General features: G+C 69.0%; 15 protein-coding genes. 8 read left to right on the top strand and 7 right to left on the bottom strand.

The genetic code is table 11. The annotated features are described in order from the left end of the window. Positions 1-39 precede the first annotated feature (39 nt). The 3 genes from QQZ11_RS02825 to QQZ11_RS02815 form a co-directional block, all read right to left on the bottom strand. Positions 40-1,713: an FAD-dependent oxidoreductase gene (locus QQZ11_RS02825; protein ID WP_284548562.1), complete on the bottom strand. Its 1,674-nt coding sequence runs from the start codon at positions 1,711-1,713 to the stop codon at positions 40-42. A 75-nt stretch (positions 1,714-1,788) separates the two neighbouring features. Beyond that, a complete protein-coding gene (locus QQZ11_RS02820; RefSeq protein WP_284548561.1) occupies positions 1,789-3,651 on the bottom strand; it encodes a Na+/H+ antiporter in 1,863 nt (620 codons plus the stop codon). A 75-nt stretch (positions 3,652-3,726) separates the two neighbouring features. Continuing rightward, the gene (locus QQZ11_RS02815; RefSeq protein ID WP_022909396.1) at positions 3,727-4,497 is read right to left on the bottom strand and encodes an SDR family NAD(P)-dependent oxidoreductase; all 771 of its coding nucleotides are present in this window, start codon (positions 4,495-4,497) and stop codon (positions 3,727-3,729) included. 45 nt (positions 4,498-4,542) lie between these two features. On the opposite strand from QQZ11_RS02815, the gene QQZ11_RS02810 reads away from it, so the two are divergent. Beyond that, on the top strand, positions 4,543-4,845 hold the full coding sequence (locus QQZ11_RS02810; RefSeq protein WP_284548560.1) for a Dabb family protein: 303 nt from the start codon (positions 4,543-4,545) through the stop codon (positions 4,843-4,845). A 64-nt stretch (positions 4,846-4,909) separates the two neighbouring features. Continuing rightward, on the top strand, positions 4,910-5,659 hold the full coding sequence (locus QQZ11_RS02805; protein WP_022909398.1) for a phosphoglyceromutase: 750 nt from the start codon (positions 4,910-4,912) through the stop codon (positions 5,657-5,659). 167 nt (positions 5,660-5,826) lie between these two features. Here QQZ11_RS02805 and phoU read toward each other — a convergent pair whose 3' ends face one another. Next, positions 5,827-6,495 (bottom strand): phosphate signaling complex protein PhoU, encoded by a 669-nt coding sequence (gene phoU / locus QQZ11_RS02800; protein ID WP_022909399.1) that lies wholly within the window; start codon positions 6,493-6,495, stop codon positions 5,827-5,829. A 302-nt stretch (positions 6,496-6,797) separates the two neighbouring features. Here phoU and QQZ11_RS02795 point away from each other — a divergent pair, with 302 nt between their 5' ends. Both QQZ11_RS02795 and QQZ11_RS02790 read left to right on the top strand, forming a co-directional pair. Further along, on the top strand, positions 6,798-7,967 hold the full coding sequence (locus tag QQZ11_RS02795; RefSeq protein ID WP_084707673.1) for a sensor histidine kinase: 1,170 nt from the start codon (positions 6,798-6,800) through the stop codon (positions 7,965-7,967). 3 nt (positions 7,968-7,970) lie between these two features. Continuing rightward, positions 7,971-8,648: a response regulator transcription factor gene (locus tag QQZ11_RS02790; RefSeq protein WP_022909401.1), complete on the top strand. Its 678-nt coding sequence runs from the start codon at positions 7,971-7,973 to the stop codon at positions 8,646-8,648. 109 nt (positions 8,649-8,757) lie between these two features. On the opposite strand, the gene QQZ11_RS02785 is transcribed toward QQZ11_RS02790, so the two are convergent. Beyond that, entirely contained in the window at positions 8,758-9,246 is a 489-nt protein-coding gene (locus tag QQZ11_RS02785) for a hypothetical protein (RefSeq protein ID WP_284548559.1), read from the bottom strand. Positions 9,247-9,493: 247 nt separating this feature from the next. On the opposite strand from QQZ11_RS02785, the gene QQZ11_RS02780 reads away from it, so the two are divergent. The 3 genes from QQZ11_RS02780 to ispF are packed head-to-tail and all read left to right on the top strand — an operon-like array spanning position 9,494 to position 11,185. Further along, positions 9,494-9,979 carry a CarD family transcriptional regulator gene (locus QQZ11_RS02780; RefSeq protein ID WP_022909403.1) on the top strand — a complete coding sequence of 162 codons (486 nt, stop codon included), beginning with the start codon at positions 9,494-9,496 and terminating at the stop codon, positions 9,977-9,979. A gap of 13 nt (positions 9,980-9,992) precedes the next feature. Next, entirely contained in the window at positions 9,993-10,715 is a 723-nt protein-coding gene (ispD, locus tag QQZ11_RS02775; protein WP_284548558.1) for a 2-C-methyl-D-erythritol 4-phosphate cytidylyltransferase, read from the top strand. After that, on the top strand, positions 10,712-11,185 hold the full coding sequence (gene ispF / locus QQZ11_RS02770) for a 2-C-methyl-D-erythritol 2,4-cyclodiphosphate synthase (RefSeq protein ID WP_284548556.1): 474 nt from the start codon (positions 10,712-10,714) through the stop codon (positions 11,183-11,185). Before ispD ends, ispF begins: the two co-directional genes overlap by 4 nt. Before the next feature lie 55 nt (positions 11,186-11,240). Here ispF and QQZ11_RS02765 read toward each other — a convergent pair whose 3' ends face one another. Next, positions 11,241-12,383 (bottom strand): neutral zinc metallopeptidase, encoded by a 1,143-nt coding sequence (locus tag QQZ11_RS02765; RefSeq protein WP_284548555.1) that lies wholly within the window; start codon positions 12,381-12,383, stop codon positions 11,241-11,243. A gap of 218 nt (positions 12,384-12,601) precedes the next feature. Between QQZ11_RS02765 and QQZ11_RS02760 the strand changes: the two genes are divergently transcribed. Continuing rightward, positions 12,602-14,302, top strand: a complete 1,701-nt coding sequence (locus tag QQZ11_RS02760; protein WP_284548554.1) for a DUF2207 domain-containing protein — start codon at positions 12,602-12,604, stop codon at positions 14,300-14,302. Positions 14,303-14,365: 63 nt separating this feature from the next. On the opposite strand, the gene QQZ11_RS02755 is transcribed toward QQZ11_RS02760, so the two are convergent. Next, positions 14,366-15,805, bottom strand: a complete 1,440-nt coding sequence (locus tag QQZ11_RS02755) for a glycine hydroxymethyltransferase (RefSeq protein ID WP_284548553.1) — start codon at positions 15,803-15,805, stop codon at positions 14,366-14,368. Positions 15,806-15,841: the final 36 nt, after the last annotated feature.

The raw sequence follows: 15,841 nt of genomic DNA, 5'->3' as shown, positions 1-15,841 counted from the left end.
TTCGCACGATTCGTCCGCAAGACCCGGGCCAGGTGGCGCTCAGGTGGTCAGGTCAGCCAGGTACTGGTGCACCAGGGCCACCACCGCGGCCCCCTCACCCGTGGCGGAGGCCACCCGCTTCATCGAGCCTGCCCGCACGTCGCCCGCGCAGAAGACACCGGGGACGCAGGTCGCCAGGGCGGCGGGTGGAACGTCGTCGGGCCAGCGGTCGGCGGGCACCTCCGCTCCCGTCTGCACGTACCCCCGCTCGTCGACGCAGACCTCATCCGGCAACCAGTCAGTACGCGGGTCGGCGCCGATCAGCAGACACAGGGCCCGGGCCGGGAACAGCTCGTCCTCGCCGTTGTCGTCATGGTGGGCGATCACCCCGGCGAGCATTCCCTCGGCGTCGGTGGTGGCCCCCACCACCCGGGTGTTACCGCGCACGGTCACCCGGGGGTTCCACGTCAGTTCATCGATCAGGTACCTCGACATGGTGGCCGTCAGGTCGGGCCGTCGCACCAACACGGTCACGCTTCGGGCGAACCGTGCCAGGTGGATCGCCGCCTGTCCGGCCGAGTTCCCCCCGCCGACCACGACCACGTCCTGGTCCTCCAGCTCGGCCGCGACGGTCATCGCCGAGCCCTGGTGAACGCCGTGGCCGACCAGGTCGTCCAACGCGGGGACCCCGAGTCGGCGATAGGTCACCCCGGTGGCGAGCACCACGGCGCGGGCCCGCACCTCGCCGCCATCGGTGTGCACGCGGTGCGGCTGATCGAGGCCCGTGCCCAGGGTGATCCGGGTCACTGGCCAGCCGGTGAAGAACCGGGTCCCGAACCTGATCGCCTGACTGCGCGCGCGCTGGGTGAGCCGCATGCCCGAGATTCCCCGGGGGAAGCCGAGGTAGTTGCGGATCATCGAACTGGACCCCGCCTGCCCCCCGATCACCTCTGCCTCGAGCACCACGGTCGACAGTCCCTCGCTCGAGGCGTAGACGGCCGCGGCCAGACCCGCCGGACCGCCACCCACGATGACCACGTCCACGACCTTGTCGACGTCGATGTCGTCGGGTCGTCCGTACAACTTCTCCGCCACCTGGCGCACCGAGGTGCAGGCCGCGACCTCGCCCTCGGTCGAGACGATCAGTGGCCACTGGCCGTCGAGGTCGGGCCTGGTCGCCAAGGCCCTTCGTCCGACCTCCGAGTCCGGCGGGTGCACCCCGTACGGCGTGCCCGCGCGCAGCAGGAAGTCGCCCAGCTTGCGGGTGAGCGGGTCGCGCGTGGGGGTGACGATGCTGATCGACTCGACCAGGCTCTGGCGGGTCGAGGCCCAGTCGTTGAGCAGTTCGCCGATGGCCGAGTGGAACTCCTCGTCGCGGGGGCCCCGGGGCAGCAGCAGGTAGGCGTCCGCCTTGCCCTTGGCGACCACGGCGCGAAGGGTCGGCGCGACGGCCAGGAACCTGTCCCAGGGCACCACGATGGCGCGACGGGTGTTGGCCGAGACCGTGCGCATGGCATGGATGGCCTCGAAGCAGGGGGCGTCGCTCAGTTGGTCCTCGACGACGAGCAGCGCCACCACCCCGCCGTCGTCGAGCACCCGGCGGGTGACTGACTTGGCCTCAGCCGCCGTGGTGCACACCCTGACGTCGTACTCGTGGGCGTAGCGCTGGAACTGGTCGGCCATGACGTCGGCGTTGTGGCTCGACAGGCAGACGATGGTGGGGTCGTTCGGCACGGGTTCCTCCCCTCGCTGGGCGGCTGGCTGATCGGTGCTGGCTGATTTGCGGCAGTGGCCCGTTGGACCGAGACGTCAGGACGTGCGGGAGTGCACGTAGCACCATCGCCAGTGTTCACCGGGCTCGGCCGACTCCATCACCGGGTGCCCCGTCGCACGGAAGTGCTTGGTGGCGTGGCGCCCCTTCGACGAGTCGCAGCAGCCGATGTGTCCACAGGTGAGGCACTGTCTCAGGGCCACCGGGGTCAGCCCCTGTTCGATGCAACTGCGGCAGACCGGGTGCTCGTCGGTGTCGACGGCGGGGTAGCTGCGAAGGTCTTCGCAGTCCCCTCCCTCCGACCCGAGGCTGGCGTCCGGGCCGGACGCGCGGATGGTGGCGCGCTCGCTCCGGGCGTTGTCGATCATCGACTCCTCGAGGTCCAGCATCCCCAGCACCTCGCGCACCACGTCGGAGGGAGTGTTCCCCGAATTCCTGATCTCGAGCACTCGGGCCCGTTCCGCCTCCAGCATGGCCAGGCGGGCTCGTGCGTACTGCTCGCTGGGCGCCTCGTCCGCTCCTTGGGTCGACAGTCGCTCCCAGGCGGCGAAGGTGCGTTGGTCGAGTCGATTGCGCAGCGTCGAGGCCATGCCGTGGGTGTTGTCGAGGTCGAGTTCGTCCAGACGCACCAGGGCAGCCTCACCGGCCTGCTGCAGCAGGGTTGCGCGGGCCAGGGCGTCGACGGCGGGGTCAGGCGGACGAACCTTGAGGGCTCGGGTGATGATCGGCAGGGTGAGGCCCTGGCCGAAGAGGGTGCCGAGCACCACCACCAGCGCCACCAGGATGAGCAGCGGTCGCTGGGGGGTGTCCTCAGGCAGGATCAACGCAGCCGCGAGCGTGACCACGCCACGCATGCCTGCCCAGCCGATGACCACGGCGTGCCTGGGAGGCATCCGGTCATCACTGGTGCGCAGCCGGTTGGCCAAGGCCTGCGTGGCGAGCACGAACACCATGCGCACGAGGATCACGCAGGCCAGGGTCGCCGCGCACACCGCCAGCACGATCGGCCATGGCACCACCGATTCGGCGACCTGTCCGAGGATCTCGCGGGCCTGCAGGCCGATCAGCAGGAAGACGGCGTTCTCGAGCAGGAACGAGATGGTGCGCCACGTGAGCGTCTCGTTCAGCCGCGACTGTGCCGACTGGATCGTGGCGGCCTTGTGACCGAGCAGGATCCCCGCGACCACCACCGCGATCACCCCGGACGCGTGCACCTGCTCGGCCACCAGGTAGGCCGTGAAGGGGGTGATGAACGACACCGACGTGTCGAGCAGGGGAGAGGTGAGCAGTTTGCGAACCTTCGCCACCACGATGAACACCAGCAGTCCGACCAGCACACCACCGCCGGCGGCGACGACGAAGTCGAGGCCCACGCGCTGCCATGAGACCGCCGCGGCCATGGCCACGATGGCGGTCCTCAGCGCCACCAGGGCGGTGGCGTCGTTCAGCAGTGACTCGGCCTCGAGGATCGAGACCACATCGCGGGGCAGGCCGATCCGGCGGGCGACGGCCGTCGCGGCGACAGCGTCGGGTGGGGCGACCACGGCGCCGATGGCGAGGGCGACCGGCCAACCCACATCGGGCACCAGCAGCATCACCACTGCGGCCACCACTGCGGTGGTGAGCAGGACCAACAGCACCGAGAGTTGCGCGACGGTCCTGAAGTTCGCCCGCAGGTCGATGATCGAGGTCTGGATGGCGGTGGCGTACAGCAGCGGCGGCAACAGCCCCAGCAGCACGACCTCGGGTTGAAGGTGCACCTGCGGCACGTGGGGCACGTACGAGACGGCGATGCCCAGGGCGATCAACAGCATGGGGGCAGCGATGCGCAGCCGATCGGCGAGGGCGGTGCCTGCGATCACGACCACGGCGATGCCCAGCAGCACGATCAGGGTTTCCACGGCGTCATTCTTGCGCGTGCGGACTGCCCCGTGAACAGGTTCCGCTGTCCGCGAGCGACGGGCCTCGGCAGTGGGTCAGTTCTGGCGGTGCACCTTGTGGTTGGCGGCCTGGGCGCGCGGACGAACCACCAGCCGGTCGATGTTCACATGTGCCGGTCGCTCGGCGACCCAGCCGATCACCTCGGCGATGTCCTCGGCCAGGAGGGGTTCGGCCACTCCCGCGTAGACCTGGTCGGCCTTCTGCTGGTCACCGCCGAATCGGGTGAGCGAGAACTCCTCGGTGTGCACCATGCCCGGTGCGACCTCGCAGACCCGGATGGGTTCGGCCACCAACTCCAACCGCAGGGCCCCGACCATGGATCGCTCGGCAGCCTTCACCCCGCAGTACCCGCCGCCACCCTCGTAGGCAGCCTCGGCAGCGGTGGAGGTGACGAACACCACCGTGCCCTCGGCCACGCGCACCGCGGGCAGCAGCGCCTGGGTCACCCGGGCGGCGCCGAGCACGTTCGAGTCGTACATCCGTCGCCACAGCTCCAGGTCCGTCTCGGCCAAGGGCTCCTGGCCGAGCGCCCCGCCGGCGTTGTTCACCAACAGGTCGACGCGACCACCCCACTCGTCCACCACAGCCTTGAGGGCGGCGACCTGTTCGGCGTCGGAGACATCGCAGCTGACCGCATGTCCGCCGATCTCGGCGGCGAGGGCCTCGATCCGATCGGTGCGACGGGCCACGCAGAGCACCCGCCAGCCGTGCGCAGCGAGCCAGCGGGCGGTGGCTGCACCGATGCCCGACGAGGCTCCGGTGACGACTGCGGTGCGGGTGGTGGGCCTGGCGTCGTGGCTGCTCATGAGACGATTCAACCAGTCCCGGACCCCCCACTAGCGTTGCGGTCCATGAGTGACCAGCCCATCCAGCACACCGTCAGCTTCCGACTCGTCCATGCCCCGGGTTCGGACCAGGAGCGGGACTTCCTCGACGTGGCCAGCGGCCTCGCCGACATCCCCGGGGTGCAGAACTTCCGGCAGCTGCGGCAGGTGAGCCCCAAGTCGGACCACACGTTCTGGTTCACCATGGACTTCGCCGACCAGACGGCCTACGACGCGTACACCAACCACCCGGTCCACGTCGCGTTCGTCCGTGACCGGTGGGAGCCAGAGGTGACCAGCTTCCAGGAACTCGACTTCGTGGCCCTGTGAGGTCGTCGCCCGACTTCGTGGGCCCGTGACGTCGGCGTGGAGGCCCGCCGATAGACTCGCGGCCATGAGCTACAACCTTGTGCTGCTCCGCCACGGCGAGAGCGAATGGAACGCCAAGAACCTGTTCACCGGCTGGGTGGACGTCGACATCAACGAGAAGGGTGTCGGCGAGGCCAAGAAGGCCGCCGAGCTGCTGAAGGCCGAAGGGTTGCTGCCCGACGTGCTGCACACCTCGGTGCTGCGCCGCGCGATCCACACCGCGTACCTGGCTCTCGACGGCTGTGACCGGCACTGGATCCCGGTCAAGCGCAGTTGGCGACTCAACGAGCGCCACTACGGCAAGCTCCAGGGTTTGAACAAGACCGAGATCCGCGACCAGTTCGGTGACGAGCAGTTCATGCAGTGGCGCCGCTCCTATGACGTGCCGCCGCCCCCGATCGAGGTCGACAACGAGTTCTCCCAGTTCAACGACCCCCGCTATGCCGACATCCCGGCAGACCAGCGTCCGTTGACCGAGTGCCTCAAGGATGTCGTCGCACGCATGCTGCCCTACTGGGAGTCGGACGTGAAGCCCGACCTCGCCCAGGGCAGGACGGTGCTGATCACCGCTCACGGGAACTCGCTGCGGGCCCTGGTGAAGCACCTCGACCAGATCTCGGACGACGAGATCGCCGGCCTCAACATCCCCACCGGTATCCCGCTCTACTACGAGCTGGACGAGAACTTCGCCCCCGTCACCCGCGGTGGTCGCTACCTCGACCCCGAGGCGGCTGCCGAGTCGATCAAGGCCGTGGCCAACCAGGGCAAGAAGTGATCCTGGCCTGACTTGCGCCCGCTCGCTGAGCACGCTGGGCCCCATTGGGCCCGGACGTACGAACGCGCGGCACCCTCGCTGGGTGCCGCGCGTTCGTCGTCCGTGCTGCTTCCGATGGGGCGTTGCCCGGACCGTCAGGTCGGTCTGGGCCAACACGGATCGGTCGATCAGTAGGTGGTCGGCCAGTTCTCGCCCTCGGGAACGTCGCCGGTCAGCACCAGGATGATGCGGCGGCCCATGGCGACGGCATGGTCGGCGATGCGCTCGTAGTAGCGGCCCAGCAGCGCCACGTCGACGGCCTTCTCGACACCGTGGTTCCAGTCGTCCCCGAGCAGCAGCTTGAACTGGTCGCGACGCAGGGAGTCCATCTCCTCGTCCTTCTCGGCCAGTTCGCGAGCCGCGTGCGCATCGCGGCTCTCCAGCGTCGAGCAGGCAACCGTGATCATCTCGTCGGCCACCTCGGCCATGCGCGCGAAGTTCGCCTCGAGGTCGGACGGTACGGCCTTCTCGGGGAAGCGCATCCGGGAGATCTTGGCGACGTGAGCCGCGAGGTCACCCATGCGGCTCAGTTCGAAGGTCATCCGCAGCACGGCGACGACGGTGCGCAACTCACCGGCAACCGGTGACTGGCGGGCCAGCAGGTTGAACGCCCGATTCTCGAGGGTCTCGGCCTGGTCGTCGATGCGGACGTCGTCGGCGATGACGCGCTCCGCGATGGCCTGGTCGGCGGTGAGCAGGGCGGCGGTGGCGTCCTTCAGCGCGACCTGGCTGTCGCGGGCCATGGCCACGAGGTCGGTGATGAGGCCGTCGAGTTCGGCATGGTAGCTCTCGCGCACGGTAGCTCCTGAAAGTGGCGGTGGGTACGTCTGATGCCATCAGCCTAGTCAGCCGACAGGAGCAAAGTCCTGTCCCGGTCATCGACAGCGCCCACCTGCGGCGAGCGTCGGCATCGGCCTCGACAGTAGGGGGCCCGATGGGGCACCGGCGGGCCAGTCGCTGAATCGCCGGTGAACACTGCCTGAACGTCCGGGGTGGGCCGGGCGCAGGGGTGGCCACTGCACCGGGGGGAGGCGTCCCGCCGCTGGCTCCCACCCTATGATCAGGCGTTGTGAACCCTTGGCTCGTGCTGGCGCTCGGCATGGTGCTCGGCGCCGCCGCGACGACGGCACTGTTCGTCGCGCTCCGGGTCCGCGAGCGTCGCCGCGCCGCGCTCAGGCACGAGGTCACCGAGATCCATCCGCAGTTGGGCATGGTGCTCGCCGTGCTCAGGAGCGCCGGCATGATCGTCGGTTCCCATGACGAGGTGGCGCACTCCAATGTGCTGGCGCGCACCTGGGGACTGGTCCGCGGCGACCGGCTGTCGCTGCCCCCGGTGCTCGATGCGGTCCGGGAGGCCCGCCGCACCGATCGGGCCGTCACCCGCGAGGTCGAACTCAAGCGCGGCACCGGCACCCCCGTCATGCACCTGACCGTGCGCGTGGCGCCGCTCGAGAACGGCACCATGATCGTGCTGGCCGACGACCGCACGCCCCTGCTTCGGGTGGACGAGACCAGGCGCGACTTCGTCGCCAACGTGTCGCACGAACTGAAGACCCCCATCGGGGCGATCTCACTGCTGGCCGAAGCCCTGCTCGAAGCCGCGGACGACCCCGAGGGTGTCGTCCACTTCGCCCAACGCATGCAGTTCGAGGCGGCCCGACTCTCGGAGTTGGTCAAGCAGATCATCATGCTGTCGAGGCTGCAGTCGGACGACCCCATGCTGGCCGCCGAACCCGTGCGGGTCGGCGAGTTGTCGCGCATCGCCGTCGACCGGTGCCAGGCCCTGGCCCTGAAGAAGAACATCAGGGTGCTCACCTTCGGTGACGGTGACCTCGAGGTACTGGGTGACGTCGACCAACTCGCGGAGGCGGTCACCAATCTGTTGCAGAACGCCATCGCCTACTCCGATGACCACTCCCGGGTGGTGATCACCCATCGTCTGTCGAGCGAGCCCGATGGTGACATGGTCGAGATCGCGGTGGCCGACAACGGCATCGGCATCAGGCCCGACGAGCAGGAACGCATCTTCGAACGCTTCTACCGGGTCGACTACGGCCGGAGCCGTGACCAGGGTGGCACTGGGCTGGGGCTGAGCATCGTCAAGCACATCGCGTCGGTGCATGCCGGTACGGTCGACGTGTGGAGCCAACCCGGCCAGGGCTCGACGTTCACGCTCCGTTTCCCGGTGGCCACCGAGGGTGCCGACGGCGTGCCGCCGCTGACAGCGCACGCCCCCACCGACGCCCAGGCGTCCCTGACCGAAAGGTGATTGATGACCCGCATCCTGATCGTCGAGGACGAGCAGTCCTACCGTGAGGCCACGGCCTACATGCTGCGGAGGGAGGGCTTCGAGGTCGCCGAGGCGGCGGACGGTGATGGGGGACTGGCAGAGTTCGACCGGTCCGGGGCCGACCTGGTGCTGCTCGACCTGATGATGCCCGGTATGCCCGGCACGGAGGTGTGCCGCCAGTTGCGTCGGCGGGGGAACGTGCCGGTGATCATGGTGACCGCGCGCGACTCAGAGGTCGACAAGGTGGTGGGGCTCGAACTGGGGGCCGACGACTACGTCACCAAGCCCTTCAGCCACCGAGAACTGGTGGCTCGCATCCGGGCGGTCCTCAGGCGGGGCCAGGACGTCGACCTGGCTCCTGACGTCATCGAGGGCGCGGGGGTGCGCGTTGACGTGGAACGCCACGAGGTGAGCGTCAACGGGGCACCGGTGAGGCTGGCCCTGAAGGAGTTCGAACTGCTCGAGATGTTGCTGCGCAACGCGGGGCGGGTGATGACCCGGGGCCAACTGATCGACCGCATCTGGGGAGCTGACTACGTCGGCGACACCAAGACCCTCGATGTGCACGTGAAGAGGCTGCGCTCGAAGATCGAGGCCGATCCGGCCAATCCCGTGTTGGTGGTCACCGTGCGGGGTTTGGGCTACAAGTTCGAGGCCTGAGTTCCCGAGGGCCCCTGCCCAGTGAGCCCGGATTCAGCTGCCCCGGATTCAGTTGTCCCGGATCCAGTTCTCCTCGACTCAGGCCCGTCGGATCCGGGCCGGCTAGGACTCAGGCCCGCGGAACGCTGGAGTAGTCGGGGGACGAGGCGTCCACCACCGGAACCAGCGTCGTCACCTCACCGGCCTTGGCGAAGGTGAAGGTGATCCGGGCGTAGAGGCCGGGCTGCAGCTTGTCGGAGTTGAGTGCGACCTTCTGCTGGGTGAGGCTCACGAGCTTGCCGGCAGGCAGTTCGACGTTGACCGAGCCGACTGTCAGGGCTCCGGTGTCCTCGAAGTTCGAGCCTGTCGCCTGGCCCGCGACGCCGGTCAGGGTGTCGCCGGTCGGGCTGTCGACCGACCCGGCCAGCACGCCCGCTCCATCCTTGGCGACGACGGTGATCGCGCGCAGGTGCACGCCCGGGGCCTGGGCGTCGACCCCGACGCCGGGAGTGTAGGGCTGGGCCACCTCGGTCGAGACGCAGCCCGCGAGCACGACGACGGCGAGGGCCGATGCGGCCATGCCGAGGCGGACGAAGCGGCGGCGGGGAGCGGGGCTCATGTCATTCCTCCACGGGCGATCAGGGGCGACGGTCACCGCGAGTGCAGACGACCCGTCGGCGACAGCCTAGCGAAAACCGAGACGTTGCGTTTGGGCAAGTCAGGGCCAAGATCTGCCGTCCCGGCACACATCTGACCCCTTGTCAAGGGTGTGAATGGGCCCCGATTGCGCCTCTGGCTAGGACGAACACCTGTGAGGTCACCCTCATGCCGTGCTAGACTGGGCTTTGCGAAAGGGGTTGCAACTCATGACTTTTACGGTCGGCGAAACGGTGGTCTATCCCAATCATGGGGCGGCTGTCATTGAAGACATCGAAACCCGTCAGATCAAGGGCGAGGACAAGCTCTACCTCGTGTTGAGGATCATCGGTCAGAACGACCTCGTGGTGAGGGTGCCGGCGTGCAACCTTGACCTCGTGGGCGTTCGCGACGTGGTCGACGCGGCGGGGCTCGAGCGAGTGTTCGGGGTCCTGCGTGCGCCACACACCGAGGAACCGACCAACTGGTCGCGGCGCTACAAGGCCAACCTCGAGAAGCTGCACAGCGGCAACGTGATGAAGGTGGCGGAGGTCGTCCGCGACCTGTGGCGCCGCGAGCGTGAGCGCGGCCTCTCGGCCGGCGAGAAGAGGATGCTGGCCAAGGCGCGGCAGATCCTCGTCTCGGAGCTCGCCCTGGCTGAGAAGGTCGAGGAGGACCGGGCCGAAGTGTTGCTGGACGAGGTTCTCGCGTCCTGACAGACTGACAGACATGCAAGAGCCGGTCGTCGCCCTCGTGGTGGCGGCCGGCTCTGGCGTTCGCTTCGGGGCCTCCGTCCCGAAGGCGCTCGTGGAACTGGGGGGACGAGCCTTGGTGGCCCACTCGGTCGACGCGCTGGCTGCCGGCGGAGTCTCCCGGGTCGTGGTCGTCGTACCGGCCGACCATCGTCCCGATTTCGAGCGAGCCCTCGCCGATGCCCCCGTTCCGGTCGAACTCGTGGCGGGCGGACGGCGTCGCCAGGATTCCGTCCGGCAGGGGTTGGAGGCACTGGCCATCGACCTGGGAACCGCTGACTCGGCCATCGTCCTCGTGCACGATGCGGCCCGGCCCCTCGTCCCCGCCGAGGTCGTGGAGCGGGTCCGTGATGCGGTCACCGCCGGCGCCACCGCTGTCGTGCCCGCCGTGCCGGTCGTCGACTCGATCCGCTCCATCTCGCACCAGGGTCCGGACGGGGCATCGTCCGTCGTCGACCGGTCGGGCCTGCGCGCGGTGCAGACCCCTCAGGGGTTCTCGTTCGCGGCACTGCTGGCCGCCCACCGGGCGGTTGCCGACACAACCGAGGAACTCACCGACGATGCCGCCGTGGCCGAGCGCGCGGGGCACCGCGTCGTGCTCGTGCCGGGCAGCCGGGACTCGATCAAGATCACCGAACCCCTCGACCTGGTTCTCGCCGAGGCGCTGCTGGCGGGCCGCCGGACGGGGAAGGCCCGATGAACCTTCGCACCGGCATCGGCACCGACGTGCACCGACTCGTCGAGGGTGAGTCCATGCACTGCGCAGGCCTGTCCTTCCCGGACGAGACGTATGGTCTTGCCGGTCACTCCGACGGTGACGTCGCCGCCCACGCCCTGTGTGATGCCCTGCTGTCGGCGGCGGGCCTGGGTGACCTGGGGTCGAACTACGGAACCTCGGCGCCTGAATGGGCCGGTGCGAGCGGCGTCGCGTTCGTCCGGGAGACCGCTCGCCGGGTCCGCGAGGCTGGTTGGCGGGTCGCCAACGCCTCGGTGCAGGTGATCGGCAATCGGCCCAGGATGGCAGCCCGCCGGGTCGAGGCCGAGGGCGTGCTCAGCGAGGCCCTGGGTGCCCCGGTGAGTGTGTCGGCGACCACCACCGACGGACTGGGTCTGACCGGCCGCGGAGAGGGTGTGGCGGCCATCGCCACGGCCCTGCTCACCGGCGACTGAGGTCAGCCGCCGGACACCAGGGCCGGGACCGGTTCCCGGCCGGGCCCGCAGCGGATCACTTCACGAGGGTGGCGGGGGCCACGAAGGTGTTGCACGCCCCGACCTTGGTCGACGCCAGACCCATCTCGGCCCAGTACTGGCGTGAACTGCCGTGCCCGTGGTTCCCGACGACGGCCGGCTTGCCGCTGAGGGTGTCATCGCCGATCGCCACCATCAGGGTGCGGATGTTGGCCAGGTCGGTCTGCGACATGCCCCGCGACCGGGCCACCGATTCGAGGAAGAGCCCGGCGAAGCAGTCGGCCTGCACCTCGAGGCGCCGGTTGACCTCCAGTGACTCGGCCTTGGGCAGGTTCTGGATCTCGTACGACGCGGCGGCACCGATACCGGTGCGGTACTGCACGGCGTGGCCGACCTCATGGGCGATGACGGTCTCGACGACGAAGCGTCCCCCGGCGACCTCGGGCGGGAGCACCTGGTTCAGGGTGGTCGACAGGTAGATCTGCTGGTTGGCGGCGCAGTAGACCGCGTTGCCCGCCGGGATCTTGCCGCAGGGGCTCTGGATGGAGGTCGAGTAGACGTTCGAGACGGGGCGGACGAAGGTCAACCCGGCCTGCTGCAGGGTGGGGTCCCACACCCGGGAGAGACAGGCCGTCAGTTCGTCCATCGACTTCTTGATCTGAGTCTTGGTGGCAGTGCCGAGCTTGATCTCGGTCATCTCGCAGCGGGTCGGCGACGGCACGGTGGAGTCGTAGACCTTGTTCCGCTTCGTGAGCCTGTCGAGATCGGCCTCAACCTTGGGCAACGGCAACTCCGGGGGGTTCGCCTCGGGGGGCGGTACCTGGTAGTCCTCCTGCTGGTACTGCGTGGTCTGGCCCTGGGCCCTCTGACCGCCGACGAGGTCGGTCACGACATTGGCGATCAACGCCACGGCGATGATGCCGACGATGGCCGCGACCACGACCTTGAGAACAGGGTTGCCGCGCTGCGGCGGACGAGGGGTGGGCAGCGGCGACGAGGGCTGCTGCCACTGGCCTCCCCACGGTCCACCTGCACCCGGGACCTGGGACGGTGGCCCCCACGGTCCGGCCTGGACACGGCTGGACGGTTGGGGTGCGACGGGGCGTTGACCCGTCGGCGGACCCCACTGGCCGCCCCCGAATCCCTGCTGGCCCTGTCGGCCCCACTGCTGCTGCGTCACTGCGCCAGACTAACTCGCGCCAGTGGCAGGGGGTTGGTCGATCGGTTGCTCGTGCCCATGGGCGACGGCCTCGGGCTGTGCCATAGTCGACCGTGTGGGCCCCGCACGGCCCGCACGGCCCTGTGGGCCCGTGTGATCGAAGACAGAAAGGCCCCGCGTTGACCGGCCCCTGGAACCTCGTACGATCGACCTCCCCACGATCGACCCCCTCGCGATCGATGGTCGGACGACGGCTCGCCACCGCCGCGCTCGCCTCCGCCGCGCTGGTGGCCGGACCTCTCGCCGGTGCCGCGCATGCCCAGGGGGAGGCCGTCAGCTACGTCGTCGACGGGTCCGTCGACGCCCACGGCGTGCTCAACCTCAGCGAGACCATCACCCTCGGCGACTCCGCACCCGGTCAGCTCACCCAGCGGATCGCGACGTCGGCACCAGCCGAGCACAAGATGGAGTACCACTACACGATCGGCGGTCTGAAGGCCACGGCGGGCGGCGCCGATCTCGGCGCCCAGGTCAGCGACGACGCCGGCTACAAGGTGATCCGTATCGACACCGCCAAGGCCAAGGGCAAACCCATCGTCATCAGCTACACCGTCAGCGGCGCCACCCATGCCGATCCGGCAGTGTCGGGTCGTCCGGCGACCACCACGATGGACTACCGCGTGCTGCAGGGACTCTCGGTGGGTGTCGACGAGGTCAGCGGCACCATCAAGGCACCCAGCCTGGTGAGTCAGGTCGACTGCAAGGCGGGGCCGCCCGTCAACCCTGTCGCCTGCAACTCGTGGACCGGCGGCACCGGCGAGGAGCCCAACCCCACCTTCACCGACGGTCCCCGCGGCGCGGGTGAGGTCGTGCAGGTCTCGTTCACCACCCAGGCACAGGGCATGGCGGCCAGCGAGTCGATCGACCACCAGTGGAGCCTCGACCGTGCCTTCGAGCCCAGTGCCACCTCGTTGTTGCTGGCCCTGGCGACCCTCGTGCTGGGTGCGCTCGGGCTGTGGGCTCTGCATCGACGCACGGGCCGCGACGTGGCTGCGGCCAGTCGTCCTACCCTGATCGCTGAGTTCGTGCCCGTCGGCGCCGGAGAGGAGGAGTTCCACCTGGTCGAGGACATTCGTCCGGGGCAGATCGGCACCGTCGCCGACGAGAGCGTCGACCCGATCGACGTGACCGCGACCCTGCTCGACCTGGCCGTACGGGGGCACCTCCGCATCCGTGAGCTGGGACCCGAGTCGCAGCACAAGCCCATGGACTGGTCGTTCGAGCGTCGCGAGGGTGGACGCGGTCAGCTGCGTCCGTACGAGCAGGTGCTGCTCGACGCGGTCGCGCCCCTCGATGGCCGCGTCGTCAAGGTCTCGGGGATCGCCTCGGCGATCGGTGACGTGATCCCGCAGGTGCAGGACGAACTGTACGAGGACGTCGTGCGCCAGGGCTGGTTCGACAAACGACCGGACGAGGCTCGCAACGGCTGGATGCTGCTCGGTTGGATCTCGCTGACCCTGGCGGTCCTGGTGGCCGGCCTGCTGGTCGCCTTCACCACGCTGGGGCTGTGGGGGCTGGCCCTGATTGCGATCGCCGCCGGGGTGGTCTTCCTGGCACCGAGGATGCCGCGCCGATCGGCGCGCGGATCACAGCTGCTTGCCGGTCTGCACGTGTTGGCCCACGACCTGCAGAACCATCGCACCGACCAGATGCCGCGGGGGCAGGAGTTGCGCGAACTCTCCGAACTGCTGCCCTACGCCGTGGTGCTGGGCGGACGAGGACGATGGCTCGAAGCCTTCGCGGACGCCGATGACGACGCCACCCCCGACCCCACCGACCTCGACTGGTACCACGCTCCCGACACCTGGCACCTCGCCGACCTGCCCGACTCGGTGACGGCGTTCATCACCTCGGTGCAGGGGCACCTGTTCGGGCGCTGATCCGTACCGCAGCGCCGGCGTGCTCGCGAGACCTCGCGAGCACGCCGGTGTCGTGCTCCCTGCTCAGAGTTCCAGCCCGGGGTACAGCGGGTGCGCCGTCAGCATCTCGCCGGCGGCGGCCTTGGTGCGTTCGGCCACACCGTCGGCAATCGTGTACTTGGCCTTGCCCGGGGCTCCGGATGCGGTCGGGTTCGCAGACGTGTTGGTGAGCACGTCGACGATCAGTTCGGCGACCCGGTCGAAGTCGTCCGCGCCGAAACCGCGCGAGGTCAGCGCGGGCGTGCCCAGCCGGACGCCGGTGGTGTACCAGGCACCGTTGGGATCCTGCGGCACCGAGTTGCGGTTCGACACCACGCCGGCGTCGAGCAGGGCAGATTCGGCCTGGCGTCCCGTGAGGCCGTACTGGCCGACGTCGAGCAACACCAGGTGGTTGTCGGTGCCGCCCGTCACCAGCTTCTGGCCACGCTTGAGGAATCCTTCGGCCAGCGCCTTCGCGTTGTCGGCCACGTTCTGGGCGTAGGTCTGGAACTCCTGGGTGCGGGCCTCGGCCAGGGCCACGGCCTTGGCGGCCATCATGTGCGACAGCGGACCGCCGAGCACCATCGGGCAGCCACGGTCGACTGCGCCCGCGAACTCCTGCTTGGCCAGCACCATGCCGCCACGGGGTCCGCGGAGGGACTTGTGGGTGGTGGTGGTGACCACGTGGGCGTGGGGCACCGGGTCTTCGTCGCCGGTGAAGACCTTGCCGGCGACCAGTCCCGCGAAGTGGGCCATGTCGACCAGCAGGGTGGCGCCCACCTCGTCGGCGATCTCGCGCATGGTGGCGAAGTTCACGCGGCGGGGATAGGCCGAGTAGCCGGCGATCAGGATGAGCGGCTTGAACTCCCGGGCATCGGCCCGCAACTTGTCGTAGTCGATCAGCTGGGTCTCGGGATCGGTGCCGTAGGAGCGTTGGTGGAACATCTTGCCCGAGATGTTGTGGCGGAAGCCGTGGGTGAGGTGACCGCCGGCGTCGAGCGACATGCCCATCACGCGCTGCTCACCGAAGGTCTTGCGCAGGGTCTCCCAGTCGGCCTCGCTGAGGTCGTTCACGGTCTTGGCGCCCAGCTTCTCCAGGGCAGGTGACTCGATGCGCTGGGCCAGGATCGCCCAGTAGGCGACCAGGTTGGCGTCGATGCCCGAGTGGGGCTGCACGTACGCGTACTCGGCTCCGAACAGTGCGCGGGCGTGCTCGGCGGCCACCGACTCGACGGTGTCGACGTTCTGGCAGGCGGCGTAGAAGCGGTGGCCGACCGTGCCCTCGGCGTACTTGTCCGAGAACCAGGTCCCCATGGTTGCCAGCACCGGCAGCGAGGCGTAGTTCTCGCTCGCGATCAGCTTCAGCGACTCACGCTGGTCGACCAGTTCCTGCCGGGTGGCCTCGGCGATCCTCGGCTCCACCTTTTCGATCACGGAAAGGATCGTCTGGTAGGCGCTGGCGAGTTCGGCGTTCGCATTGGACACGGGCGTGCTCCTCGGAGATCGGTGTGGTCGTCAATC

The sequence above is a fragment of the Aestuariimicrobium sp. T2.26MG-19.2B genome, assembly GCF_950101875.1.
GTDB classification, from domain to species: Bacteria; Actinomycetota; Actinomycetes; order Propionibacteriales; family Propionibacteriaceae; genus Aestuariimicrobium; species Aestuariimicrobium kwangyangense.
This window is presented reverse-complemented; position numbering and strand designations above follow the sequence as displayed.

Bases quoted from the DNA above. Each gene is read 5' to 3' on its own strand.
- QQZ11_RS02785 (WP_284548559.1), bottom strand. From the start codon at position 9,246: ATGAGCCCCGCTCCCCGCCGCCGCTTCGTCCGCCTCGGCATGGCCGCA.
- QQZ11_RS02780 (WP_022909403.1), top strand. From the start codon at position 9,494: ATGACTTTTACGGTCGGCGAAACGGTGGTCTATCCCAATCATGGGGCG.
- QQZ11_RS02805 (WP_022909398.1), top strand. From the start codon at position 4,910: ATGAGCTACAACCTTGTGCTGCTCCGCCACGGCGAGAGCGAATGGAAC.
- QQZ11_RS02810 (WP_284548560.1), top strand. From the start codon at position 4,543: ATGAGTGACCAGCCCATCCAGCACACCGTCAGCTTCCGACTCGTCCAT.
- QQZ11_RS02815 (WP_022909396.1), bottom strand. From the start codon at position 4,497: ATGAGCAGCCACGACGCCAGGCCCACCACCCGCACCGCAGTCGTCACC.
- ispF (WP_284548556.1), top strand. From the start codon at position 10,712: ATGAACCTTCGCACCGGCATCGGCACCGACGTGCACCGACTCGTCGAG.
- QQZ11_RS02795 (WP_084707673.1), top strand. From the start codon at position 6,798: ATGGTGCTCGGCGCCGCCGCGACGACGGCACTGTTCGTCGCGCTCCGG.
- ispD (WP_284548558.1), top strand. From the start codon at position 9,993: ATGCAAGAGCCGGTCGTCGCCCTCGTGGTGGCGGCCGGCTCTGGCGTT.
- QQZ11_RS02760 (WP_284548554.1), top strand. From the start codon at position 12,602: ATGGTCGGACGACGGCTCGCCACCGCCGCGCTCGCCTCCGCCGCGCTG.
- QQZ11_RS02790 (WP_022909401.1), top strand. From the start codon at position 7,971: ATGACCCGCATCCTGATCGTCGAGGACGAGCAGTCCTACCGTGAGGCC.